This window comes from Mycolicibacterium llatzerense (assembly GCF_025331195.1).
Taxonomy (GTDB): Bacteria; Actinomycetota; Actinomycetes; order Mycobacteriales; family Mycobacteriaceae; genus Mycobacterium; species Mycobacterium llatzerense.
On record NZ_LXOV01000001.1, the window covers coordinates 2,367,473 to 2,388,982 of the forward strand.

Below are 21,510 nucleotides of genomic sequence, written 5' to 3' on the forward strand. Positions count from 1 at the left end.
GCCCGTGCCGGGGCAGTGATGGCGGCCGTCCTGACGACGGCCGTGCTGCTCGTCGGCTGCTCCACCGGTGACGACGCCGTCGCCCAGGGCGGCACCTTCGAATTCGTGGCGCCCGGCGGCAAGACCGACATCTTCTACGACCCGCCCGCCAGCCGCGGCAAGCCCGGCGCGGTACGTGGGCCGTCACTCGCGGATCCGTCGAAAACCTTGTCCCTGGAAGACTTTTCGGGTCAGGTCGTGGTGATCAACGTCTGGGGTCAGTGGTGTGGCCCGTGCCGTTCGGAGATCTCCGAACTGGAGAAGGTGTACGAGGCCACAAGGGGTCTCGGCGTGGCTTTTCTGGGCATCGACGTGCGGGACAACAACCGGCAGTCCGCGGTCGACTTCGTCGTCGACCACAAGGTGACGTTCCCGTCCATCTACGACCCGGCGATGCGCACCATGATCGCGTTCGGCGGCAAGTACCCGACGACGGTCATCCCGTCGACGCTGGTGCTGGACCGCGAACACCGGGTGGCCGCGGTGTTCCTGCGGGAACTGCTGGCCGACGACCTCAAGCCCGTCGTCGAACGGCTCGCCAAAGAGGGCAAGGCATGACCTCCTTCGCCGAGACCGCGGCGGCCGGACCGCTGTTGGTGGCCATCGGGGTGAGCGTGCTGGCCGGTCTGGTGTCGTTCGCCTCGCCGTGCGTGGTGCCGCTGGTGCCCGGGTATCTGTCGTATCTGGCCGCGGTGGTCGGGGTGGACGACAACTCGGACGACGCGGGCGCGACCGGCCCGGTGAAGGTGCGCACCGCGCGCTGGCGGGTCGCTGGCGCGGCGGCGCTGTTCGTCGCGGGCTTCACCGCGGTGTTCCTCATGGGTGCGGTCGCGGTGCTCGGTCTGACCACCACGCTGATCGCCAATCAGCTTCTGCTGCAACGCATCGGCGGCATCGTCACGGTGCTGATGGGCCTGGTGTTCATCGGGCTGGTGCCCGCGCTGCAGCGTCAGGTGCGGTTCACGCCGCGACAGGTGTCGACGGTCCTGGGTGCCCCGCTGCTCGGGGCGGTGTTCGGTCTCGGCTGGACGCCGTGCCTGGGCCCGACGCTCACCGGCGTCATCGCGGTGGCCTCGGCCAGTGACGGCGCCAGCGTCGCCCGCGGCATCGCTCTGGTGATCGCGTACTGCCTGGGTCTCGGAATTCCGTTCGTGCTGTTGGCCTTCGGCTCGGCCCGCGCTGTGCAGGGGCTGGGCTGGCTGCGCCGGCACACGCGCGCCATCCAGATCTTCGGCGGGCTGCTGCTGATCGTGGTGGGCACCGCGCTGGTCACCGGCGTATGGAACGACTTCACCTCGTGGGTGCGCGACGCCTTCGTCAGCAACGTGAGGCTCCCGATATGACCGACGTTTCCTCGCCCGAAGATGTGCAGGGCACCGAAATCCGGCGCCCCGGCCCCATCTCGCGGGTGGTCGCGCTGTTCCGCAACACCTGGCGCAACCTGACGTCGATGGGCACCGCGCTGGTGCTGTTGTTCCTGCTGGCCCTCGGTGCCGTCCCGGGCGCACTGCTGCCGCAGCGCTCGCTCAACGCCAGCAAGGTCGACGAATACCTGGCGCAGCACCCGACGATCGGCCCGTGGCTGGACAAGGTGCAGGCCTTCTCGGTGTTCTCGAGCTTCTGGTTCACCTCGATCTACGTGCTGCTGTTCATCTCGCTCGTGGGCTGCCTGACGCCGCGCATGCTCGAGCACGTCCGCAGCCTGCGCGCCGTCCCCGTGCCCGCCCCGCGGAACCTGACACGGCTGCCCAAGCACGCCGAGGCCACCGTCCCCGGTGAGCCGGATGCCGTCGCCGAGCGGATGGCCAAGCGGCTCAAAGGCTGGCGCCAGACCACCCGCACCCTGGAGGACGGCACTCGCGAGATTTCCGCCGAGAAGGGCTACCTGCGCGAGTTCGGCAACATCGTCTTCCACTTCTCGCTGCTGGGCCTGCTGGTCGCCATCGCGTTCGGCAAGCTGTTCGGCTACGAGGGCAACGTCATCGTCATCGCCGACGGCGGGCCCGGGTTCTGCTCGGCGTCGCCGGCCGCGTTCGACTCGTTCCGCGCCGGCAACGTCGTCGACGGCACCGCACTGCACCCCAGCTGCCTGCGCGTGCACGACTTCGACGCCCGGTACCTGCCCAGCGGGCAGGCCACCGCATTCGCGGCCAACATCGACTACCAGGACGGCGCCGACCTGGTCAGCGGCACCTGGCGGCCGTACCGGCTCGAGGTCAACCACCCGCTGCGCATCGGTGGCGAGCGCATCTACCTGCAGGGACACGGCTACGCGCCGACCTTCACCGTCACCTTCCCGAATGGGCAGACCCGTACGTCGACGGTGCAGTGGAAGCCCGAGAACGCGCTGACCATGCTGTCCTCCGGCGTCATGCGCGTCGACCCGCCTGGCGGTACCTATCCCGACGACCGCGAGCGGCGTAAGCACCAGATCGCCATCCAGGGGCTGTTCGCCCCGACCGCCGAACTCGACGGCAAGCTGCTGTCCTCGAGCTTCCCGGCGATGAACGCGCCCGCGGTGGCCATCGACATCTACCGCGGCGACAGCGGCCTGGACAGCGGTAAGCCGCAGTCCTTGTTTTCGCTGGACCCCAGCCTCATCGAGCAGAAACGGCTCACCAAGCAGGCGCGCGTCAACCTGAAGGCCGGCGAGCAGACCAAGCTGGACGACGGCACCATCGTGAAGTTCGACGGCGCCGTGCCGTTCATCAACGTGCAGGTCTCGCACGACCCGGCGCAGGTGTGGGTGCTGGTGTTCGCGCTGACCATGATGGCCGGGCTGCTGGTGTCATTGGTGGTGCGCCGCCACCGCGTTTGGATTCGGATCGTGTCGGCCCAGCCGGGTACCGTCAACGTCGAGCTCGGCGGCCTGGCCCGGACGGACAACTCGGGGTGGGGTGACGAGTTCGAGCGACTCACCGCGCGGCTGGTGGGAGGAACGGAAGCATGAACACAGAGCACATCGACGTCGACCTGGCCCGGTACTCGGACTGGGCGTTCACCACGTCCGTAGTGGTGCTGGTCGGTGCCCTGCTGCTGCTGGCCGTCGAGCTGGCGTACAGCCGTGGCCGCAAGGTCGAGAATCGGGAACTGGTCGCCGCCGGCGTCGGCACCGACAGCATGACGCCGGGTGTGGTGATCGACGCGCCGGAGCGGACGGCTGACGAGCGCATCGGCCGCGTCGGGCTCGCCCTGGTGTACGTCGGGATCGCGATGTTGTTCGCCTGCATCGTGCTGCGCGGTCTGGCCACCACGCGCGTGCCGTGGGGCAACATGTACGAGTTCATCAACCTGACCAGCTTCTGCGGGTTGATCGCCGCCGCGGTTGTGCTGCGCAAGCCGCAGTTCCGCGCGCTGTGGGTCTTCGTGCTGGTGCCCGAACTGATCCTGCTGTCCGTCTCCGGAAAATGGCTGTACACCAACGCCGCCCCGGTGATGCCCGCGCTGCAGTCGTACTGGCTGCCCATCCACGTCTCGGTGGTCAGCATCGGCTCCGGCGTGTTCCTGGTCGCGGGTGTGGCGAGCATCCTGTTCCTGCTGAAGATGTCGCCGCTGGCGGACCGCGACAATGGCTTCGGCCGCATGATTCAGCGCCTGCCCGATGCCCAGACCCTGGACCGCATCGCGTACCGGACCACCATCTTCGCGTTCCCGATCTTCGGGTTCGGCGTCATCTTCGGGGCCATCTGGGCGGAAGAAGCGTGGGGCCGCTACTGGGGCTGGGACCCCAAGGAGACGGTGTCGTTCGTCGCCTGGGTCGTCTACGCCGCGTACCTGCACGCCCGCTCCACCGCCGGCTGGCGCGACAAGAAGGCCGCGTGGATCAACGTCGTCGGCTTCGTCGCGATGGTGTTCAACCTGTTCTTCATCAACCTGGTGACCGTCGGCCTGCATTCGTACGCCGGGGTCGGCTGAGCTTGCCTTCGTTCCGCGCTCAGGGCCGGTTCAAGGATCCGGCCGATTCAGTCGGTGTGCCCGCGCCCGCCGCGGCGCCGGAGTCCCGGATCGTCATCGCGCACGCGGTCACGCCCGTCCTGGCGGTGAAACCCGCCAAGCCGCGGAGCCTGGACCCTGCCACTGTCGCACTGCTGAGCCGGCCGAGCCGCGCGCCGTCGACCGGCTGGCGTAAAGCGCTGTACTACGCGACGGGCACCCTGCTCAACCCCGGTGAGAGCCCCCTGACCCTGCGCCGCAACGCCCTCACCGCGCAGATCAACCGGCCGCTGCGGGACTGCTACCGGATCGCGGTGCTGTCCCTGAAGGGCGGCGTCGGTAAGACGACCATCACCGCGACGCTCGGCGCGACGTTCGCGTCGATCCGCGGCGACCGGGTCATCGCGGTGGACGCCAACCCGGACCGCGGCACCCTCAGCCAGAAGGTGCCGCTGGAAACGCCGGCGACGGTCCGTCACCTCCTGCGCGACGCCGAGGGCATCTCCAGCTACAGCGACGTCCGCAACTACACCTCGCGCGGCGAGAGCGAGCTCGAGGTGCTGGCCTCGGAGAGCGATCCGGCGGTGTCGGAAGCGTTCAGTTCGGAGGACTACGCCCGCACTCTGGCGGTGCTGCAGCCGTACTACCGGCTGGTGCTGACGGACTGTGGCACCGGCATGCTGCATTCGGCGATGGGCGCGGTGCTCGATCACGCCGACGTGCTCGTCGTGATCAGTTCAGGCTCGGTCGATGGGGCCCGCAGCGCGGCGGCGACGCTCGACTGGCTCGATGCCCACGGCCATCAGGAGTTGGTGCGCAACGCCGTCGCGGTGGTCAACGCGGTACGTCCGCGATCCGGCAAGGTCGATCTGCGCAAGGTGGTCGATCACTTCGGCCGCCGGTGCCGGGCGGTACAGGTCGTGCCGTTCGATCCGCACCTGGAGGAAGGTGCCGAGATCAGTCTGGACCGGCTCCGGGCGGACACCCGGGATGCGTTGCTGGAATTGGCCGTGGCCGTCGCCGACGGATTTCCGCTGTCGCTGTAGCGCGTGCGCTAAGAACCGAGCCGACGCAGGAATTCAGGATCGTCGTCGGGGCCGATGACGCGGGTCGTCGGGCGCGCGGCGGTAGCGCGAGTGGCGCGCCAGCCGACGTAGACCAGCAGCGCCAGTAGCGCGATCAGGAGCAGGAACTGCACGTAAAACCTCCTTTGTTCGAATATACGCGTCCGTCGGTAAACTCGTGCGGTGTCTGAAACGCCATCCTGGCCACGTTTGCTGCTCGATGTCTTTCTCTACGCGCTTGCCCGCCTGCTGCTGGTAGCGGCGATTGCGGGAGCGATCTTCGGTGTTGTTCAGTTGCTGGGCATCCGCAACTTCCCGGCGATGGTGGCGTTGCTGTTCGCGCTGGTCCTCGGAATGCCACTGGGCATCTGGCTTTTCGCGCCGCTGCGCCGCCGGGCCACTGCCGGGATCGCAGCCGTCGACGAGCGCCGCCGCGCCGAGCGCGAGCAGCTGCGGGCCCGCCTGCACGGCGAGGATTCCTCCGGCGACTGACCCCGCCCCGCTTCCTACGGTTTGATCACCAGCACCGCGGTCACCAGGGCAGCCCACACCAGCATCGTCAGCCCGGTGTCGCGCAGCACCGGGATCAGCTCACGGCCGCCGAGCCCGGAACGCACCGGCTTGGCCGCGCGCACCGCCAGCGGAGCCGCCGCGAAGCCGACCAGGCACCAGGGTGTGGCGAGCGTCAGGACCGCGGTCAGCACGAACGGCAGCGCCGTCAGCACCTGGAACAGCTGGCGGGTGCGCGCATCGCCGAGCCGCACCGCGAGGGTGATCTTGCCGGACACCTGATCGGTGGGAATGTCGCGAAGGTTGTTGGCCACCAGTACCGCCGACGACAACGATCCGACCGCGACCGCGAGCACCAGTCCCACCCAGTCGATCTGCAGGGCCTGGGTGTACTGCGTGCCGAGCACGGCGACCAGACCGAAGAACACGAAGACCGCGACCTCGCCGAGTCCCCGATAGCCGTACGGGTTGGTGCCGCCGGTGTACAACCAGGCCCCGGCGATACATGCCGCGCCGATGGCGATCAGCCACGGCTGGCTCACCAGGGCCAGCGCGAGGCCGGTTCCCGCGCCGACGCACAGGCTGATCACCGCCGCCGCCAGCACCGCCTGTGGCGAAGCCAACTTGGCGCCGACCAGCCGGACCGGCCCGGACCGGTCGTCATCGGTACCGCGGATGCCGTCGGAATAGTCGTTGGCGTAGTTGACGCCGATGATCAACGCCACCGAAACCACAAGGGCCAGAGCGGCTTTCCACCACACTGCGCCGCCCACCCAGGCCGCGGCGCCGGTACCTGCCAGCACCGGAGCGACGGCATTCGGGAGGGTCCGTGGTCGGGCACCCTCAATCCACTGCGAAAGACTGGCCACGCGCGCAATCGTCCCACGCCCCTACACTTATCGGCATGAAGGATCGGCTCAGCAAGAACGAGATTCGCAAAGACGTCGTTCAGGAATCCGTCGAAGCGGTTGCCGGCACCGTCGGCGAGGTCATGAACATCGTCGTCACTGCCGTCAAGGACGTGGCGAGCTCCATCGGCGCCCTGGCCACAGATGCGTTCGAAATCCGTGACGGCGCCCGGCGGGCCCGCGCACAACTGGACGAGGACCGTGAGGACAGCGCTGATGAGGCCGACGACGCGGAGGCGCCCGCGCCGACGCCGGTCACGGCCGTGCAGCCGGAAACCGAGGACGCACCCAAGGCTCCCGCGACCGACGCCGAATAGCGGATGCTGGGAGTCATCGGCGGTAGCGGTTTCTACACGTTCTTCGGGGATGATGCGCGCACCGTCAGCGTGGACACGCCCTATGGCGCGCCGAGCGCGCCGATCACCGTCGGGTCCGTCGGCGGGCACGAGGTGGCGTTTCTGCCGCGGCACGGGGTGAAGCACGAATACTCGCCGCACACCGTGCCGTACCGGGCCAACATGTGGGCGCTGCGGTCGCTGGGGGTGCGCCGGATTTTCGCGCCGTGCGCCGTCGGCAGCCTGACCGCGGACCTCGGCCCCGGCGCGGTGGTCGTGCCTGATCAGCTGGTAGACCGCACCCGCAGCCGCGAGGACACCTACTTCGATGCCGGTGGCATCCACGTCGGCTTCGCCGATCCGTATTGTCCGACGCTGCGTGCCGTGGCGGCCGAGCAGCCCGGCGTCATCGACGGCGGCACCATGGTGGTCATTCAGGGGCCCCGCTTCTCCACCCGGGCCGAGAGCCAGTGGTTCGCGACGCAGGGGTTCACCCTCGTGAACATGACCGGCTACCCCGAGGCGGTCCTGGCCCGCGAACTCGAGATGTGTTATGCGGCAATAGCTTTGGTGACCGATCTGGACGCCGGTATCGAGGCCGGTGCGGGCGTCACCGCGGTCGACGTCTTCGCCGAATTCGAGCGGAACACCCCGATGTTCAAGGCGTTGGTGCAGCAGGCTCTCGCCACGGTCCCCGCGGAACGGACCTGCACCCAGTGCCTGGCCCATGCCGGGGTGGCGTTGCCGTTTGAGCTGCCCTGATCGGCCAGGCTCTTGACACCCGTCAAGACGGGGTGGCAGAACTGACGGGGTGACTTCCCGCATCTGCGAACAGCTCGGCATCGATTTCCCGCTCTTCGCCTTCAGCCACTGCCGCGACGTGGTCGCCGCGGTCACCAACGCCGGCGGTTTCGGCGTGCTGGGCGCGACGGCGTATACGCCCGAGCAGTTGGATCGCGAGTTGGCCTGGATCGACGATCACGTCGGCGGCCGGCCCTACGGTGCGGACATCATCGTGCCGGCGAAATTCGAGGGCAAGGGCGAGAACCTCTCCGACGGCCAGTTGGCCGACCGAATCCCTTCGGAATACCGGGAATTCGTCACCCAGCTGCTCGCCGACCATGGCATCGAGCCGGAGGAGCGGGTCCGCACCGGCGGGTCGGTGCTGTCCGGCAACACCGGGCATGAGTTGCTCGACGTGGCGATGAGCCACCCCATCAAGCTGATCGCCAATGCCCTTGGGGTGCCGCCGGATTACATGATCGAGGCGGGCCGCGAGCGGGGGATTCCGGTGGCCGCGCTGGTCGGCGCCAAGGAGCACGCCGTCAAGCAGGTCGCGGCCGGGGTGGACGTCATCGTCGCGCAGGGCACCGAGGCCGGCGGCCACTGCGGTGAGGTGTCGACGCTTGTCGTGGTGCCGGAAGTGATTGAGGCCATTGATGATGCGGTGCCCGTGCTGGCGGCGGGCGGCATCGTCACCGGTCGGCAGATGGCTGCCGTGGTCGCGCTCGGCGCCGCCGGGGCGTGGACCGGGTCGGTGTGGCTGACCACCGAGGAAGCCGAGACCGCGCCGGCCACCAAGCAGAAGATGCTCGCCGCCACCTCACGCGACACCGTGCGGTCCGCCGGGCGGACCGGAAAGCCTGCCCGCCAACTGGTTTCGGACTGGACCGACGCCTGGGCGCCGAAAGACGGCGGCCGCAAACCGCTGCCGCTGCCACTGCAGAACATGCTGAGCGAGCCGGTGATCCGACGCATCGATCGGCTTGCCGCCCAAGGACATCCGGGGGCCCAGCAACTGGCGACCTACTTCGTCGGCCAGGGCGTCGGCCTGATGAACAAGGTCAAGCCCGCCCGCGAGGTGGTCCGCGAGTTCATCGAGGACTACCTGACCGCCACGGAGCGCCTGAACCGCTCGTTGCCCTAGGGATTTGTGCACGATTTTCCGCGTCATGCGCGGATTTTCGTGCACAAATCACTCAGTTACGGCTCGATGGCGCGGCGACCTTCACGGAGCTGACGGCGTTCGTCCGCGGCGTCGATGATCGTGGTGTCGCTGCCGCTGAGCGCCGTGTGGTCGACGCCCCGCAGCGGCGCGGTCGGCGCGAACGTGGCGTTCATCTGCGGTGCGGCCCACTGGGGTTCGACGCGCGGCAGGCTGCCCTGTCCGAGCGCCTGGCCCTGATCGGCGACGCGCGGGCCCGACGACTGCTCCTGCTCGCTGTCGCTCACGGTGGTCCGCGACGTACGCCGCAGGGTGAAGGTGATCTCCTCGAATTCCTCGATGACCTTCTGCGCCGAGCGCAGCTGCTGCACCGACGTGTCGATGACGCGGTCGACGACCGGCGCCACGGGTGCCATCAGCGGACGCAGCAGCCGGGCCGCGACCTTGGTGAGGTCGGGCAGCTGCGGCAGCGTCAGGCCACCGGCGGGCTGCGAGGTCGCGGGCACCGGCAGGTTCTCGGCGGGCTTGTCGTCGATCGGGACGAGTTCGGCCCTGACGATCGGTTCGGCTGGGGCGCTGTCGGTTTCGGGCTCCGGCGCGGGCGCCGCGGCCAGCGAGCGTTGCTGCGGGTCGGGGAACGCCATGAGCTCGTCCCAGTCCGAGTACATCGGCTGCGGCTGCGCAGCCGGCCTCAGCACCTCGGCGGACGGGGCGGCGATCGCGTGCTGTGCGGGTTCGCCGGTCAGGGCCTCGGCGACGCGCTGCCGGTGGTATTCGCGGTTGATCTCCGCATCGGATTCCAGCGCCAGACGCATGGCGGCCAGCTGGTGCTCGGCCTTCAGGATCTCGGCTTCGGCCCGTACCTCGGCCTGCTTGACGGCGATGGCGGTCTCGGCGCGCAGCTCGGCCCGCAGCCGGGACTCGTCGTGGCGTTCGCGCAGCGTCCGGTCCTGCCGGGCGTGCAGCAGCATCGGCAGCAGGTAGAGCAGGACACAGACACCGATGACGGCGATGCGCGCCACCAGGGCGGCGGGCGTCTCGATGGTGTAGCCGTTCATCGCGACCCAGCGCGCGCCGAAGCCGCGGTCGGCGCCGACACCGGCCGCGTTACTGGCTGCCGTGACCGCGTGCTCGGCACCGGCGATCCGCGCGTCGAGGGTCGGGGCCTGCTCGTTCCGGGCGGCGAGGGCGGCGTCCAGCTCGCGCTGGTCGTGCGCGAGGGTGTCCTGCGTGTTCTGGGTGATCTGGCCGTCGCCGGGCACGCCGGTGACCGGCTGCTGGGCGCAGGACGGAGTCGGGTGGTACTCGCAGCGGGCCACGACCTGGGCGTCGTCCCGACGCTGCCGGGCGGAGTCGACGGCCGCGTCGAGCGTGCCGCGGCTGGCACGCAGCGCGTCCAACTGCCCCTGCGCGGAGGTGACGGCCGGTGTCGTCGCGGCGCGGGCCGCGGCCTCGCTGTCCATGCGCTGGGAGATCGCGTTGCTGAACAGGGTCATCGCGGCCAGTTCGCCGACCAGCAGGCCGATCGCGACAGCCAGAGCCACCCGGCCGGCCGTGCCGCGGGCGCTGGAAACCGTGCTGCGGATGGCCACGACCACCAGAACGCCGAAAATGAGGGTGACAGGCAGCACGACGGCCAGTGACAGACCGGTGGACGGGGTCGCGACGGCGGCCGCGACGAGCCAGGCCAGCACACCTCCTGACCAGGTCAGGGCGGTCACCGCAGGGTGGTTGTCAGGCTGTCTGTGGGCAGGCATGGAAACTCCAACTCTTCCGGTCCGCGTTCCAGGGTCCCAGAGAGCCGGGCTCGCCACCGAATCAAGCGCTGATCCTGTGACCGGCATCACGGTCCGATCAGGCGTTTTTCTGGTACCTGAGCGTCAGCGCGCGGCGGTCGAGCTTGCCGATTCCGCGGCGGGGGAGTTCATCGAGCACATGGACCTCCCGTGGGGCGGCGGTCGCGGCCAGGGCCGTGCTCACCTGTTCCCGCAGGTCAGCGACGGTGGGTACGTCCGCACCCGGATGGAGCACGACGGCCACGGCCACCCGCTGGCCCAGGCGTTCGTCGGGCACGCCGAACACCGCGCATTCGGCGATGGCCGAGTGGCCGGCCAAGGCCGATTCGACGAGGGCGGGCAGGACTTTGAGCCCACCGGTGGCGATGGCGTCGTCGATCCGGCCCAGTACCCGCAGCGCACCCGAATCATCCACGGCGCCAATGTCATCGGTGACGAACCAGCCGTCGACGAACGGAGACGGGTCGACCGGATTGCGGTAGCCGGAGGCCACTGTCGGCCCCCCGAGCGAGATCCGTCCGGTGTCGTCGATCCGCAACTGGACACCGGGCAACGGTGTTCCGTCATAAATGCAGCCGCCACAGGTTTCGCTCATCCCGTAGGTGCGCACCACGGAAACCCCTGCGGCCGCGGCCTTTTCGCCGAGACCCGGGGGCATCGGGCCGCCCCCGATCAGGACGGCGTCCAGTTCGGCCAGGGCTTCGGTCGCGGCGGGGTCGGCCAGAATCTTGGCCAGCTGCACCGAGACCAACGACGTGTAGCGCCGGCCCGAGCCCAAAGCCCGTACTGCCGACGGGAATTCGCTGACGTCGAATCCCGGATCCAGGGCGACCGGCGTGGTGCCGGCCCGCAAGCTCCGCACCAGGACCTGCAATCCGGCGACGTGGTAGGCGGGCAGGGCCAGTAGCCACCGGCCGGGGCCGCCGAGCCGGTCGTGGGTGGCGTCGGCACTGGCGTGTAGCGCCGACGCGGAAAGCAAGGCGCCCTTGGGGATTCCCGTCGAACCCGATGTCGAGACCACGAGCGCGACGGAGTCGTCGACGGGCTCGCCGGCCCGCAACGTCTCGGTCAGCAGCGCGGCCTGCCGGTCGTCGTCCGCCGGGACCGGCAGCAGCGCGCCGCTGCCGTCCAGGGCCCGCGTCAACTCGGGGATCAGGGCAAGGGCCGCATCGCCGGAACCGACGGCGACGCTATGGAGGACGCCTATGTCGGGTCTCCGTCGCCGGGCCCGCCGTCGGCCGGATCGCGGGGATCGTCGAGGGGCCAGCCCTTGGCGGCCAGCCGGGCTCGCACGCGCTCGATGTCCTCGGCACGGGGCAGCTCGTCGGTGATGCGGGTGATCAGTACGCCGATGTCGATCTGATCGAACTCGCCGCGGTTCATCAACACTCGTGCCAACGACTTGACTTCGTCATTGGTCAGGCGCCGGGACAGTAGGGCCAACAGCGGAACCCGGTCGGTGGCGGGGACGCCGTCGGGATATCCGGCCTGCAGCCACGCCACGATCTTGGTGAGAAAAGCGTTCATGACGTCACCTCCAGATGTCCGGGACGTCCAGCGTCGTCCATGTCTATAGCCGCAATCCTGCGCCCCGAAACGGTAGCCGCGGCTGCGGCAGGCTCACCGACACGGTAGTACTCAGAGCTTTGAACAGCGCGTTGGCGGCGGAACCGGACCTCACGGGCCGATGAACTCTCAGTGAACACATTGAACAGAACTGCAAAAAGCCAGGTCGTGATCAGATTTGGGGGTCGCCGTAACTCGCTAAAAACGGCGGCGTTACACCAGAATGAGCGCCATGAGCGCAGAGCTAGTCATCCTGGGGCTGTTGATCGCAACAGCACTGGCATTTGACTTCACGAATGGATTTCACGATACCGGTAATGCCATGGCGACCTCGATCGCCACAGGCGCGCTGAAGCCCAAGACCGCGGTGCTGCTGGCCGGCGTCCTGAACTTGGTCGGCGCGTTCCTGTCAGTCGAGGTCGCCGTCACCGTCACCACCTCGGTGCTGAAGATTCAGGACAGCAAGTCCGGGCACCTCCTCAAGTCCATCGATGCGTCGACCGGACTCACCATCATCTTCGCCGGCCTCATCGGCGGCATCCTGTGGAACCTCCTGACCTGGCTGTTCGGCATCCCCTCCAGTTCGTCGCACGCGCTCTTCGGCGGACTGATCGGTGCCGGCCTGGCCGCGCTCGGCACCGCAGGTATCAACTGGACCGGCGTCATCCAGAAGGTGCTGATCCCGGCTATCGCTGCCCCGTTCATCGCCGGCCTGGTGGCCGCTGTCGGCACCTGGCTGGTGTACCGAATCACGCGCAACGTCATCAAGAAGCGCCGTGAAGAAGGCTTCCGCTGGGGCCAGATCGCGACGGCCTCGCTGGTCGCGCTGTCCCACGGCACCAACGACGCACAGAAGACCATGGGTGTCATCGCCCTGGCCCTCATCACCACCGGCCACCTCACCGGTGACGTGAAGAAGGACGGCCTGCCGTTCTGGATCATCGCCTCCTGCGCCCTCGCCATCGGTCTGGGCACCTACATCGGCGGCTGGCGCGTCATCCGCACCCTGGGCAAGGGCCTCGTCGAGATCGAGTCCCCGCAGGGCCTGGCCGCCGAGGCATCCTCTGCCGCGATCATCCTGAGCTCCAGCGCCGCCGGTATGGCGCTGTCCACCACCCACGTCGCCACGGGTTCGATCCTGGGTAGCGGCGTCGGCAAGCCAGGCGCTTCGGTCCGCTGGGCTGTCGCCGGCCGCATGGCCATGGCCTGGCTCATCACGCTGCCGGCCGCGGCTCTGGTCGGTGCCCTGTCGTACTGGCTGTCCTACGGCCTGAAGTCCGCCACCGGTTCTGCTCTGATCGGCGACGGCACGATCTTCGTCATCCTGGTCGCGCTGTCGGGCTTCATGTACTGGCGTGCGCAGCAGCAGAAGGTCGACAGCAGCAACGTCAACGCCGATTGGGACGACTCGACCAACTCCGTCGTGCCGGCCGACGTCCGTGACGCTGCCACCAAGTCGCCCGAATCCGCCGGCGTCTGATTCCCCGAGAACTGAACGAGAAGGAATCACTGATGAATTACGTGGAAGCCATCTTCAAGGTCCTCGTCGTGGGTCTGATCCTCGGCGCCGGCCTGCCCGCGGTATTCGCGGGCGGTCTGGTCGCCTACTCCAACGGAGCCGGCGGCGAGCACTCCGACGGGACCGTCGCAGCGCCCAACCCAATCCTGAAGTACCTGGGTCTGGCGCTGTTCGTGCTCGTCGGAGCAGTGGTCCTGGCCGCGATCCTGTGGATCACCCGGTCGACGATCATCCACCACACCGGCGTCGACCTGTTCCCCTTCCTGAAGAAGTGAGCCTGCGAAAATGACCGAATCCAACGGATTGTTCGAGAATGTCCTGAAGTGGCTGCGGGCGGGATACCCCGACGGCGTGCCGCCGAAGGACTACTACCCGGTGCTGGCGCTGCTGAAGCGTTCGCTGACCGAAGACGAGGTTGTCGACGCGGCGCGGTCCATCCTGCGGACCAACGACGGCGAGAACCCGGTCACCGAGGCGGAGATTCAGGCCGCGATCGCGAACGTCACCAACCAGGAGCCCAGCGCAGAGGACATCCAGCAGGTGTCCGCGCGGCTGGCATCGGTCGGCTGGCCGCTGGCCACGCCGGCTCGCTGACGCGCCGCAACACGCACCACACGAGACACCCGGAGCGACTAGCTCCGGGTGTCTCGTCGTAGTGGGTGGGTGTCGGGCACCTGGACGAAGATCAAGGTGACCTGATCGGGGTCGATGACGTGCAGCTCGTGCAGGCCCCACGGTTCCTGTTGTGCCGCACGGGAAATCGGTACCCCACGGCCTTCGAGTTCGGCCTGCGTCTGGTAGACGTCCCGCACCTGCAGCCACAGCGCGCCCGGGAACGGGGCGGAGGGACCGTCGCCGTCGCGGCCGTGGCCGGCGAGCTCGATGAGCGACTGGCCGGCGTAAAACACTGTGCCGGCACCGTATTCGCGGGCGATGGCGAGGCCGATGGCGTCGCGGTAGAAGGCCACCGACTTCGCGTAGTCGACGGGACGGATCAGGACGCGGCTGGCCAGGATTTCCATGGACTCACTCAACCGGCTGCGCGCGTTGACGTTTCATCATCTTGTCGACCACGCCGGGCACGAAACTGTTGAGCGCGTGCGCCGTCACCGCCATCCGGGGTGCGATCCGCACCGGGCGGGTCTTGGCCGCGGTGATCATCCAGTCGGCGGCTTCGTCAGCCGAGAGCCCGGGTAGCCCGTCGTAGGCACGGGTCGGCGCGATCATCGGCGTCTTGACCAGGGGGTAGAACAGCGTGGTCGAGTGCACTCCGCTTGCGCCCCATTCGGTTTCGATGACGCGGCTCACCGCGGTCAGGGCTGCCTTGGAGGCGTTGTACACCGCGAACAGCGGCGACGACTCGTTCATCACGCCCCAGGTGGACACGTTGATGATGTGCCCGTCGCCGCGCTCCAGCATGCCGGGGGCGAAGCCGCGGACCAGGCGCAGCGGCGAGTAGTAGTTCAGGGTCATGGTGCGTTCGAGATCGTGCCAGCGATCCAGGGATTCGGCCAGCGGCCGGCGGATCGACCGGCCGGCGTTGTTGATCAGGATGTCGACGCCGCCCAGTTCGGCTTCGATGTCGGTGACCAGCTTGTCGATGGCGTCCATGTCCGAGAGGTCGCACGGCCGCGCGATCGCGTCGCCTCCGTTGTGGGTGATTCGGGCGGCCACCTTGTCCAACAGGTCGGCCCGGCGGGCCACGATGACGACCGTCGCACCCAATCGGGCGAGCTTGGCCGCGGCTGCCTCGCCGATGCCCGACGACGCCCCCGTCAGCACGATGCGTTTCCCGGCCAGGTCCACCTCGCCATGGCCCGACAATCGTTCGATCAGGGGTGGTCGCATGCCGGCGAGCAGCAGACCCTCGGTCACCCGGCGCAGCGGACTCTTACTCACGCCCCTGAGCTTAGGGCGGACGACGATCAAGCGGGCGAGGTACGAGCCCGCGCTGAGGAGTGCGCCACATCTGGCTTAGGGGGCTCGGCGATCAAGCGGGCCAGATGTTCGTGTACACCAGGTCGTCGAGCGGGCGGGCCGTCGTCCAGCCCACGATCTCGAGTTCGGGGCGGTCCGGGAACTCGGGCACGGGGCCGACGCACAGCACCGCGATCGGCTCGGCGCCGTCGGGCATGCCCAGGAGCACAGCCAGCTCTGCCGGGTCGAACAGTGAAACCCAGCCCAGCCCAAGGCCTTCCGCGCGGGCGGCCAGCCACATGTTCTGGATGGCGCAGGACACCGACGCCAGATCCATGTGCGGCATGGTGCGCCGGCCGAAGATATGGCGTTCGCGATCGTCGCCGAGGGCCACCACGAACAGCTCGGCGCAGTCGCGGATGCCCTCGACCTTGAGCGCCAGGAACTCAGACTCGCGCGGCCCGAGGGCCTCGCCGGTCTGGATCCGCTCGGCGTCGACGAGATCCTTGATCGCTGACCGCATGGCCGGGTCGGTGATTCGCAGGAAGCGCCACGGCTGCATCAGCCCGACGCTCGGCGCCATGTGCGCGGCCTCCAGGATGCGGCGCAGAACATCTTCGGGCACTTCGGAATTGGGCGTGAAGTGCCGCATGTCCCGACGTTCGGACATGACCCGGTAGACGGCTGCGCGTTCGACGTCGGAGTAGCTCGGCTCGCTCACCCCGGGAGGCTAACAGGGATCAGCGGGAGCCGATGGCGTCGGAGTGGTGTAACCGCCGGGACGACCGAGTGCGTGGGCGAGAACGAGCGGGGAGCGCGAACCACGCCGCCAATGCCACGTTGTAGACGGTGAGAACGGCGTAGAGCACGGTGTCGCGGGAGTCGAAGCCCAGTGGGCCCGGGCTGTGATTGGACGTCGCCGCCACGCACACCACCGTCACGACGAACCACCCGAGGGCGGCGATCCGGCTGAACATCGCCGCTCTCCGGCCGAACGAGGCGAACACCGTCAGCACGCCGACCACCAGCAGCAGCGAGCAGTGCAGCGGAGTCACCCGCAACCACATGATCGGGGCGCCGGCGGCGCCGAAATGCGGGTTGGCCATGGACCAGGCCAGGCCGGCGCCGCCGAAGACGCCCATCGCGAAGCCCTCGGCCCCCAGCGCCCACTGGCCGATCCGCGCTCGCGCCCCGACGTTCACGTGCTCAGTCTGACGCGAGGTGCCCGACATCGATACGCGCCCAAGCGAATACACAGCTCACTCATGGGAAAGCGCACAGCGACGTGTCGTCCGGCTGACCGACACGGCACCACTGAGGCCGTAGGTGCGGCTCAGAAGTAGCGCGGGAACTCGCTCCAGTCGGGGTCGCGCTTCTGCAGGAACGCGTCCCGGCCCTCGACCGCCTCGTCGGTCATGTACGCCAGCCGCGTGGCCTCGCCGGCGAAAATCTGCTGACCCACCAGGCCGTCGTCGATCAGGTTGAAGGAGTACTTCAGCATCCGGATGGCCTGCGGCGACTTGCCGTTGATCTCGGCAGCCCATTGCAGCGCAACGGTTTCCAGGTCCTTGTGGTCGACGACCTCGTTCACCGCGCCCATCTTGTGCATGGTCTCGGCGTCGTAGGCGCGGCCCAGGAAGAAAATCTCGCGGGCGAACTTCTGCCCGGCCTGCCGCGCCAGATACGCACTGCCGTAGCCGCCGTCGAAGCTGCCGACATCGGCGTCGGTCTGCTTGAACCGGGCATGTTCCCGGCTGGCCAGGGTCAGGTCGCACACCACGTGCAGGCTGTGGCCGCCGCCGGCCGCCCAGCCGTTGACCAGGCAGATCACGGGCTTCGGCATGAACCGGATCAGCCGCTGCACCTCGAGGATGTGCAGGCGCCCGGCCCGCGCGGGGTCGACGGTCTCGGCGGTCTCGCCATCGGCGTACTGGTAGCCGCTGCGGCCGCGGATGCGCTGGTCGCCGCCGGAGCAGAAGGCCCAGCCGCCGTCCTTGGACGACGGGCCGTTGCCGGTGAGCAGGATGACGCCGACGTCGGGGCTCATCCGGGCATGGTCGAGCGCGCGGTACAGCTCGTCGACGGTGTGCGGCCGGAAGGCGTTGCGGACGTCGGGCCGGTCGAAGGCGATCCGGACCGTTGGCTGCGGCTTACCGTCCAGCACGTGGCGGTGGTAGGTGATGTCGGTGAGCTCACCGAGCTCGGTCACCGGCTGCCAGAGCTGTGGGTCAAACGGATTGTCTGCGTTCACGCCTCGACCTTAGAGGCGACCTGGTTTCGGCCGCGCCACCCAGGGGTACTAGACAGATGACAATAGGCGGCCGATACCGGCCCGAATAGGAGAACCTCGATGAAGCGGTCTGCAGGAATGTTGGTGTCAGGTGTCATTGCCGGACTGGTGCTGGTCGGATGCTCGCCTGCCGTTCAAGGCGGCGACACCAAGTGCAAAGACTTCGTCGGAGCCGACGAGAAGACGCAGAACCAGGCCGTCAACAAGATGATCAAGGACCGCAAGGGCGCCGACCCGTCGTCACTCGAGGTGACGGGCACGCGCGCCTCAGCATTGGCGTGGTGCCAGACCCTCGGCCAGCAGGACGCCCCGATCAAGGACGCGCCGCACCTCTAGACGGCCGCCGAGCGTGGGGCTTTACGAGGAAATTCGACCAGAATTTCTCGTAAAGCCCCACGCTCGCCGAGTGGCTAGACGGGATCGAACCGGAACACCGCGCAGCGGCCGGCCAGCGCTTCGAATTCGTCGGGGTTGGGGCCGGTCACCAGGCCGGAGTTCTTCATGAACCCGACGCCCGTCGGCACCAGGATCGGGAACTGCCGCAACAGCGGACGGGCCTGCTCGGCCGGTACCTCGAACAGGCGAACCTCTTCGCGTTGGCGGCCCTGGGTGACGGTGGCAGTGGCCGCGGCTCGCGCGTTCTGCACCCAGTCGGCGTTCGGGAATCCGCCCACCACGTAGCGCAGGCCATCGACCTCGAATGGGGTGATGGGCGTCGAGCGCGGTTCACCGGACTTGCGGCCCGGCACGGTCAGCACCACGGGACCCTTGATCGGGACCACCCGCATGACCGCCATCATCACTTTGTTCATCGGCTTGAGCCACCATGGTGGCTTGAGGTTCGTGTCGCTGCCCTGGGCCATGGGCTCGAGGCTAGACGAGCCGCCGAAATCCCGCTGGCGTGCTATGTTCGCCCAGCTGGAGGAGGGTTTCGATGTCTAATCAGTGGCCGCCGCCTGGTCAGTTCGGACCGGGCCAACCGTATGGGGGCGACCCGTACGGCGCTCCTGGCGTGCCGCCGAGCATGCCGTACCCGCAATACCCCCAGCCGCAGTATCCGCAGCCGCAATACCCGCAGTATCCGCAGCCCGCGGGTTACGGCATGCCCATGCCGGCCGGGCCGTCCGGACCGTCGGGCGTGACGGCGATCATCGCCGCGGTACTGAGCCTGCTCGGTGCGGTGTCGACGGCTTTCCAGGCGTTCTCCAGCTGGTACGGCGTCGCGACGTTGAGCGCGCTGTCCGGTTCCTACGCCAGCGACATGAAGTCGGGCCTGATCGGCCTGACCAGTGCCATGGCCGTCGTACAGACCATCGTGGCCATCGCGCTGCTGACCGGCGGTGTGCTGTTGATCCTCGGGCGTTCGGTGGGCCGCTGGATCGTCATGGGCAGTTGCACGGTGGTGGTGCTGTCGAACGTGGTCGCTCTGTTCGCCTCGCTGACCATTCTCAAGCGGCTGGATTCCGCGCTGGGCAGCTACAGCGATTCGATGCAGGGCCTGGCCGGCCTGTCGGTGATGTCCGCCGCGGTGCCGATCGTGTTCGCGCTCGTCACCGGTGTGCTGGCCGCCCTGAACTCGACGCAGCAGTGGTGCCAGTGGAAGAGCGGACGGACAACACCTGCCGGTTACCCGGGCTACCCGCAGCAGTACTAGCTACACGAAGCGGTTGCGCCCGGCGAACCAGCCGGCCGTCAGCTGCACGGCGTACACGCTGAAGAACAGCACGAACGGGACGTGCCAGCCGCCGGAGACGTCGTGCAGCAGTCCGAACAGGAACGGCCCGGTGCTGGCGAACAGGTAGCCGAAGCCCTGTGCCATGCCGGAGAGCTGGGCGGTGTCTTCGGCGTTGCGGGCGCGCAGCGCGATGACGGTCAGCGCCAGCGAGAAGGCGCTCATGCCGATACCGACCAGCAGGCTCCACAGGACCGGGGCCGCGCTCGGTGCGACGAGCAAGCCGATGGCGCCGGACAGGCCCAGCACGCCGAGGCCGACGTTCCACAGGCTCTGGTTGGTGCTGCGGGCGGCCAGCGGCGAGATCAGGAGCGCGATGGGGACGCCGACGAGTGACATCACGCCGGACATCACGCCGGCGGTGGTCTTGTCCATACCGTTGTCGATGAAAATCTGTGGGAGCCAACCCATCATGATGTAGGCCAGGAACGACTGGCTGCCCATGTAGAGCGTCACCGTCCAGGCGAGCGGGTTACGCAGCAGCGAGCGGCGCGCGGTGGTCTGGGCGGCGGTGGCGGCCCAGTCGGCGCGGTGCTGGCGGGCGGCCGGGAGCCACAGCAGCAGGGCGGCCAGTGCGAGCGCCGCCCAGAGCGCCAGCGACGGACGCCAGCCGCCGACGCTGTGTTCGACGGCCGGGGTGACGGCGGCACCCAAGGCGCCGCCGGCCTGCAGAGCGCTGGTGTAGATGCCCGTCATCAGGCCGACGCGGGCGGGGAACGAGCTCTTGATCACGACCGGGATGAGCACGTTCGCCAGCGCGACGCCGGACGAGGCGAGCAGGGTGGCGCCCAGCATCAGGCCGCCGCCGCCGTACGGGCGCACCACCAGGCCGAGAGCCAGGACCAACAGGGCGACGGTGACGGTCCGGCCCAGGCCGAGTCGTTTGGCCAGCCACGGCGCGGTGGCTCCGGCGGCGGCGAAGCACAGCACGGGCAGCGTGGTCAGGATGCCGGCCCAGACCGACGACACGCCGAGTGCGGTGCGCATCTCGCCGAGCAGGGGAGCGACGCTGGTGACCGACGGCCGCAGGTTCAGCGCGGTGACGACGATGGCCAGGGCCAGCAGGACGCCGCTGGCGACGCGGGTGCTCGGGCTCGCCGGGACATCGGTGATCTCGATCGCGCCGTCGAGTTCGAGTGCCAATTCATCTTCGTAACGGGTGTGTTGGGATCCGTTCACGGCAGCACTCATGTTGCTATGATGACATACATCCTATGATTGGTTGAAAGGATGATTTGGTGGCGCTGAACACAGCTCGCCGTGCCGGCTTGGTCGAGCAGGTCATCGAACAGCTCCGGGCATCGGTTGCCGACGGTGAATGGCCTGTCGGGCATCGGATTCCGAACGAGACCGACCTCGTCGAAGCGCTCGGCGTCGGCCGCAACACCGTGCGCGAGGCCGTCCGGGCGCTGGCGCATGCCGGCCTGTTCGAGGTGCGGCAGGGCGACGGCACCTACGTCCGCGCCACCAGCGAGATGTCAGGCGCGCTGAGCCGGCTGTGCAGCGACGAACTGCGTGACGTGCTGCAGGTGCGCCGCGGGCTGGAAGTGGAAGGCGCCCGGCTGGCCGCCACCAACCGGACCGACGACGACATCACGACGCTGCGGCGGCTGCTGGAGGGCCGCGACAATGAGCAGCGCGCCGGGCATCACGACGAATTCGTCCATGCCGACACCGAATTCCATTGCGCCGTCATGCGGGCATCGGGCAACGCCATGCTGGTCGACCTGTACCTCGGACTCATCGAGGTCATCACCGCGAGCGTGTCCGTGATGAACGAGACGCCGGTGGAGACCGAATTCGAGGACCATCACCGGCTGCTCGACCACATCATCGCCGGTGACGCACAAGGCGCGGCCCACGCGGCCGCGGTGCTCTTCGACCGGCTGCTCGCCGGGTTGCGATCTACTCGCGAGCAGACGTAAAACTGTCGATTTTCTCCGGAAAACGACAGTT

27 protein-coding genes are annotated in these 21,510 nt (G+C 68.4%); 15 read left to right on the plus strand and 12 right to left on the minus strand.

The genetic code is table 11. The features are described 5' to 3' along the window. Positions 1 to 18 precede the first annotated feature (18 nt). Genes A7G45_RS11675 through A7G45_RS11695 form a run of 5 tightly spaced genes read left to right on the plus strand, consistent with a single transcriptional unit; the run spans position 19 to position 5,018 of the window. Positions 19 to 597, plus strand: a complete 579-nt coding sequence (locus A7G45_RS11675; protein WP_260938123.1) for a TlpA disulfide reductase family protein — start codon at positions 19 to 21, stop codon at positions 595 to 597. After that, on the plus strand, positions 594 to 1,382 hold the full coding sequence (locus A7G45_RS11680) for a cytochrome c biogenesis CcdA family protein (protein WP_260937045.1): 789 nt from the start codon (positions 594 to 596) through the stop codon (positions 1,380 to 1,382). The genes A7G45_RS11675 and A7G45_RS11680 overlap by 4 nt, the downstream gene beginning before the upstream one ends. Continuing rightward, the gene (resB, locus tag A7G45_RS11685) at positions 1,379 to 2,989 is read left to right on the plus strand and encodes a cytochrome c biogenesis protein ResB (RefSeq protein ID WP_377042036.1); all 1,611 of its coding nucleotides are present in this window, start codon (positions 1,379 to 1,381) and stop codon (positions 2,987 to 2,989) included. The genes A7G45_RS11680 and resB overlap by 4 nt, the downstream gene beginning before the upstream one ends. After that, the gene (gene ccsB / locus A7G45_RS11690; protein ID WP_260937047.1) at positions 2,986 to 3,954 is read left to right on the plus strand and encodes a c-type cytochrome biogenesis protein CcsB; all 969 of its coding nucleotides are present in this window, start codon (positions 2,986 to 2,988) and stop codon (positions 3,952 to 3,954) included. The genes resB and ccsB overlap by 4 nt, the downstream gene beginning before the upstream one ends. A gap of 2 nt (positions 3,955 to 3,956) precedes the next feature. Next, positions 3,957 to 5,018 carry a MinD/ParA family ATP-binding protein gene (locus tag A7G45_RS11695; protein ID WP_260937049.1) on the plus strand — a complete coding sequence of 354 codons (1,062 nt, stop codon included), beginning with the start codon at positions 3,957 to 3,959 and terminating at the stop codon, positions 5,016 to 5,018. 8 nt (positions 5,019 to 5,026) lie between these two features. On the opposite strand, the gene A7G45_RS11700 is transcribed toward A7G45_RS11695, so the two are convergent. Beyond that, positions 5,027 to 5,170, minus strand: coding sequence for a hypothetical protein (locus tag A7G45_RS11700; RefSeq protein WP_260937052.1), 144 nt, complete (start codon positions 5,168 to 5,170; stop codon positions 5,027 to 5,029). 49 nt (positions 5,171 to 5,219) lie between these two features. Here A7G45_RS11700 and A7G45_RS11705 point away from each other — a divergent pair, with 49 nt between their 5' ends. Then, positions 5,220 to 5,528 carry a DUF4229 domain-containing protein gene (locus A7G45_RS11705; protein ID WP_043401436.1) on the plus strand — a complete coding sequence of 103 codons (309 nt, stop codon included), beginning with the start codon at positions 5,220 to 5,222 and terminating at the stop codon, positions 5,526 to 5,528. Between the two features lie 14 nt (positions 5,529 to 5,542). Here A7G45_RS11705 and A7G45_RS11710 read toward each other — a convergent pair whose 3' ends face one another. Further along, positions 5,543 to 6,415 (minus strand): 1,4-dihydroxy-2-naphthoate polyprenyltransferase, encoded by an 873-nt coding sequence (locus A7G45_RS11710; protein ID WP_260937055.1) that lies wholly within the window; start codon positions 6,413 to 6,415, stop codon positions 5,543 to 5,545. A gap of 35 nt (positions 6,416 to 6,450) precedes the next feature. Between A7G45_RS11710 and A7G45_RS11715 the strand changes: the two genes are divergently transcribed. The 3 genes from A7G45_RS11715 to A7G45_RS11725 are packed head-to-tail and all read left to right on the plus strand — an operon-like array spanning position 6,451 to position 8,716. After that, on the plus strand, positions 6,451 to 6,771 hold the full coding sequence (locus tag A7G45_RS11715) for a hypothetical protein (RefSeq protein ID WP_260937057.1): 321 nt from the start codon (positions 6,451 to 6,453) through the stop codon (positions 6,769 to 6,771). 3 nt (positions 6,772 to 6,774) lie between these two features. Next, positions 6,775 to 7,551: an S-methyl-5'-thioadenosine phosphorylase gene (locus A7G45_RS11720; RefSeq protein ID WP_260937060.1), complete on the plus strand. Its 777-nt coding sequence runs from the start codon at positions 6,775 to 6,777 to the stop codon at positions 7,549 to 7,551. Positions 7,552 to 7,600: 49 nt separating this feature from the next. Beyond that, complete coding sequence (locus A7G45_RS11725; RefSeq protein ID WP_260937063.1) at positions 7,601 to 8,716, plus strand: NAD(P)H-dependent flavin oxidoreductase; 1,116 nt, start codon at positions 7,601 to 7,603, stop codon at positions 8,714 to 8,716. 56 nt (positions 8,717 to 8,772) lie between these two features. On the opposite strand, the gene A7G45_RS11730 is transcribed toward A7G45_RS11725, so the two are convergent. The 3 genes from A7G45_RS11730 to A7G45_RS11740 form a co-directional block, all read right to left on the minus strand. Continuing rightward, on the minus strand, positions 8,773 to 10,491 hold the full coding sequence (locus tag A7G45_RS11730) for a DUF4407 domain-containing protein (RefSeq protein WP_260937066.1): 1,719 nt from the start codon (positions 10,489 to 10,491) through the stop codon (positions 8,773 to 8,775). 97 nt (positions 10,492 to 10,588) lie between these two features. Further along, positions 10,589 to 11,683: an o-succinylbenzoate--CoA ligase gene (gene menE, locus A7G45_RS11735; RefSeq protein ID WP_260938125.1), complete on the minus strand. Its 1,095-nt coding sequence runs from the start codon at positions 11,681 to 11,683 to the stop codon at positions 10,589 to 10,591. 50 nt (positions 11,684 to 11,733) lie between these two features. Further along, positions 11,734 to 12,057 (minus strand): DUF3349 domain-containing protein, encoded by a 324-nt coding sequence (locus A7G45_RS11740; protein WP_260937068.1) that lies wholly within the window; start codon positions 12,055 to 12,057, stop codon positions 11,734 to 11,736. A gap of 271 nt (positions 12,058 to 12,328) precedes the next feature. Between A7G45_RS11740 and A7G45_RS11745 the strand changes: the two genes are divergently transcribed. From A7G45_RS11745 to A7G45_RS11755, 3 genes are read left to right on the plus strand one after another with little or no spacing between them, the layout of a single operon-like run. Then, complete coding sequence (locus A7G45_RS11745) at positions 12,329 to 13,576, plus strand: inorganic phosphate transporter (RefSeq protein WP_260937071.1); 1,248 nt, start codon at positions 12,329 to 12,331, stop codon at positions 13,574 to 13,576. A gap of 32 nt (positions 13,577 to 13,608) precedes the next feature. Then, complete coding sequence (locus A7G45_RS11750) at positions 13,609 to 13,890, plus strand: hypothetical protein (RefSeq protein WP_043401446.1); 282 nt, start codon at positions 13,609 to 13,611, stop codon at positions 13,888 to 13,890. Positions 13,891 to 13,900: 10 nt separating this feature from the next. After that, a complete protein-coding gene (locus A7G45_RS11755; RefSeq protein ID WP_043401448.1) occupies positions 13,901 to 14,209 on the plus strand; it encodes a DUF3349 domain-containing protein in 309 nt (102 codons plus the stop codon). Between the two features lie 38 nt (positions 14,210 to 14,247). Here the strand turns inward: A7G45_RS11755 and A7G45_RS11760 are convergent, their stop codons facing one another. The 5 genes from A7G45_RS11760 to A7G45_RS11780 form a co-directional block, all read right to left on the minus strand. Further along, positions 14,248 to 14,637 (minus strand): VOC family protein, encoded by a 390-nt coding sequence (locus A7G45_RS11760; RefSeq protein WP_260937076.1) that lies wholly within the window; start codon positions 14,635 to 14,637, stop codon positions 14,248 to 14,250. A 4-nt stretch (positions 14,638 to 14,641) separates the two neighbouring features. Continuing rightward, a complete protein-coding gene (locus A7G45_RS11765; protein ID WP_043984906.1) occupies positions 14,642 to 15,514 on the minus strand; it encodes an SDR family oxidoreductase in 873 nt (290 codons plus the stop codon). Positions 15,515 to 15,605: 91 nt separating this feature from the next. Beyond that, positions 15,606 to 16,253, minus strand: a complete 648-nt coding sequence (gene bluB / locus A7G45_RS11770) for a 5,6-dimethylbenzimidazole synthase (RefSeq protein WP_260937080.1) — start codon at positions 16,251 to 16,253, stop codon at positions 15,606 to 15,608. A gap of 19 nt (positions 16,254 to 16,272) precedes the next feature. After that, positions 16,273 to 16,734: a DUF4383 domain-containing protein gene (locus A7G45_RS11775; protein WP_043401457.1), complete on the minus strand. Its 462-nt coding sequence runs from the start codon at positions 16,732 to 16,734 to the stop codon at positions 16,273 to 16,275. A gap of 131 nt (positions 16,735 to 16,865) precedes the next feature. Next, complete coding sequence (locus tag A7G45_RS11780) at positions 16,866 to 17,783, minus strand: 1,4-dihydroxy-2-naphthoyl-CoA synthase (RefSeq protein WP_260937083.1); 918 nt, start codon at positions 17,781 to 17,783, stop codon at positions 16,866 to 16,868. A 99-nt stretch (positions 17,784 to 17,882) separates the two neighbouring features. On the opposite strand from A7G45_RS11780, the gene A7G45_RS11785 reads away from it, so the two are divergent. Then, entirely contained in the window at positions 17,883 to 18,158 is a 276-nt protein-coding gene (locus A7G45_RS11785; protein WP_043401461.1) for a hypothetical protein, read from the plus strand. A 74-nt stretch (positions 18,159 to 18,232) separates the two neighbouring features. Here the strand turns inward: A7G45_RS11785 and A7G45_RS11790 are convergent, their stop codons facing one another. Further along, positions 18,233 to 18,685 carry a nitroreductase family deazaflavin-dependent oxidoreductase gene (locus A7G45_RS11790; RefSeq protein WP_260937088.1) on the minus strand — a complete coding sequence of 151 codons (453 nt, stop codon included), beginning with the start codon at positions 18,683 to 18,685 and terminating at the stop codon, positions 18,233 to 18,235. Positions 18,686 to 18,756: 71 nt separating this feature from the next. Here A7G45_RS11790 and A7G45_RS11795 point away from each other — a divergent pair, with 71 nt between their 5' ends. Then, a complete protein-coding gene (locus A7G45_RS11795) occupies positions 18,757 to 19,476 on the plus strand; it encodes a hypothetical protein (RefSeq protein ID WP_260937091.1) in 720 nt (239 codons plus the stop codon). On the opposite strand, the gene A7G45_RS11800 is transcribed toward A7G45_RS11795, so the two are convergent. Further along, complete coding sequence (locus A7G45_RS11800; protein ID WP_260937093.1) at positions 19,477 to 20,745, minus strand: CynX/NimT family MFS transporter; 1,269 nt, start codon at positions 20,743 to 20,745, stop codon at positions 19,477 to 19,479. It abuts the gene before it with no gap. Positions 20,746 to 20,792: 47 nt separating this feature from the next. On the opposite strand from A7G45_RS11800, the gene A7G45_RS11805 reads away from it, so the two are divergent. After that, complete coding sequence (locus tag A7G45_RS11805) at positions 20,793 to 21,479, plus strand: FadR/GntR family transcriptional regulator (protein WP_043401466.1); 687 nt, start codon at positions 20,793 to 20,795, stop codon at positions 21,477 to 21,479. Positions 21,480 to 21,510 lie beyond the last annotated feature (31 nt).

What these genes read in the sequence shown, in the direction of transcription:
- A7G45_RS11800 (WP_260937093.1), bottom strand. Translation starts at nt 20,745, where the DNA reads ATGAGTGCTGCCGTGAACGGATCCCAACACACCCGTTACGAAGATGAA.
- A7G45_RS11785 (WP_043401461.1), top strand. Translation starts at nt 17,883, where the DNA reads ATGAAGCGGTCTGCAGGAATGTTGGTGTCAGGTGTCATTGCCGGACTG.
- A7G45_RS11790 (WP_260937088.1), bottom strand. Translation starts at nt 18,685, where the DNA reads ATGGCCCAGGGCAGCGACACGAACCTCAAGCCACCATGGTGGCTCAAG.
- A7G45_RS11795 (WP_260937091.1), top strand. Translation starts at nt 18,757, where the DNA reads ATGTCTAATCAGTGGCCGCCGCCTGGTCAGTTCGGACCGGGCCAACCG.
- A7G45_RS11675 (WP_260938123.1), top strand. Translation starts at nt 19, where the DNA reads ATGGCGGCCGTCCTGACGACGGCCGTGCTGCTCGTCGGCTGCTCCACC.
- A7G45_RS11680 (WP_260937045.1), top strand. Translation starts at nt 594, where the DNA reads ATGACCTCCTTCGCCGAGACCGCGGCGGCCGGACCGCTGTTGGTGGCC.
- ccsB (WP_260937047.1), top strand. Translation starts at nt 2,986, where the DNA reads ATGAACACAGAGCACATCGACGTCGACCTGGCCCGGTACTCGGACTGG.
- A7G45_RS11715 (WP_260937057.1), top strand. Translation starts at nt 6,451, where the DNA reads ATGAAGGATCGGCTCAGCAAGAACGAGATTCGCAAAGACGTCGTTCAG.
- resB (WP_377042036.1), top strand. Translation starts at nt 1,379, where the DNA reads ATGACCGACGTTTCCTCGCCCGAAGATGTGCAGGGCACCGAAATCCGG.
- A7G45_RS11745 (WP_260937071.1), top strand. Translation starts at nt 12,329, where the DNA reads ATGAGCGCAGAGCTAGTCATCCTGGGGCTGTTGATCGCAACAGCACTG.
- A7G45_RS11755 (WP_043401448.1), top strand. Translation starts at nt 13,901, where the DNA reads ATGACCGAATCCAACGGATTGTTCGAGAATGTCCTGAAGTGGCTGCGG.
- A7G45_RS11750 (WP_043401446.1), top strand. Translation starts at nt 13,609, where the DNA reads ATGAATTACGTGGAAGCCATCTTCAAGGTCCTCGTCGTGGGTCTGATC.
- A7G45_RS11760 (WP_260937076.1), bottom strand. Translation starts at nt 14,637, where the DNA reads ATGGAAATCCTGGCCAGCCGCGTCCTGATCCGTCCCGTCGACTACGCG.
- A7G45_RS11730 (WP_260937066.1), bottom strand. Translation starts at nt 10,491, where the DNA reads ATGCCTGCCCACAGACAGCCTGACAACCACCCTGCGGTGACCGCCCTG.
- A7G45_RS11720 (WP_260937060.1), top strand. Translation starts at nt 6,775, where the DNA reads ATGCTGGGAGTCATCGGCGGTAGCGGTTTCTACACGTTCTTCGGGGAT.
- A7G45_RS11740 (WP_260937068.1), bottom strand. Translation starts at nt 12,057, where the DNA reads ATGAACGCTTTTCTCACCAAGATCGTGGCGTGGCTGCAGGCCGGATAT.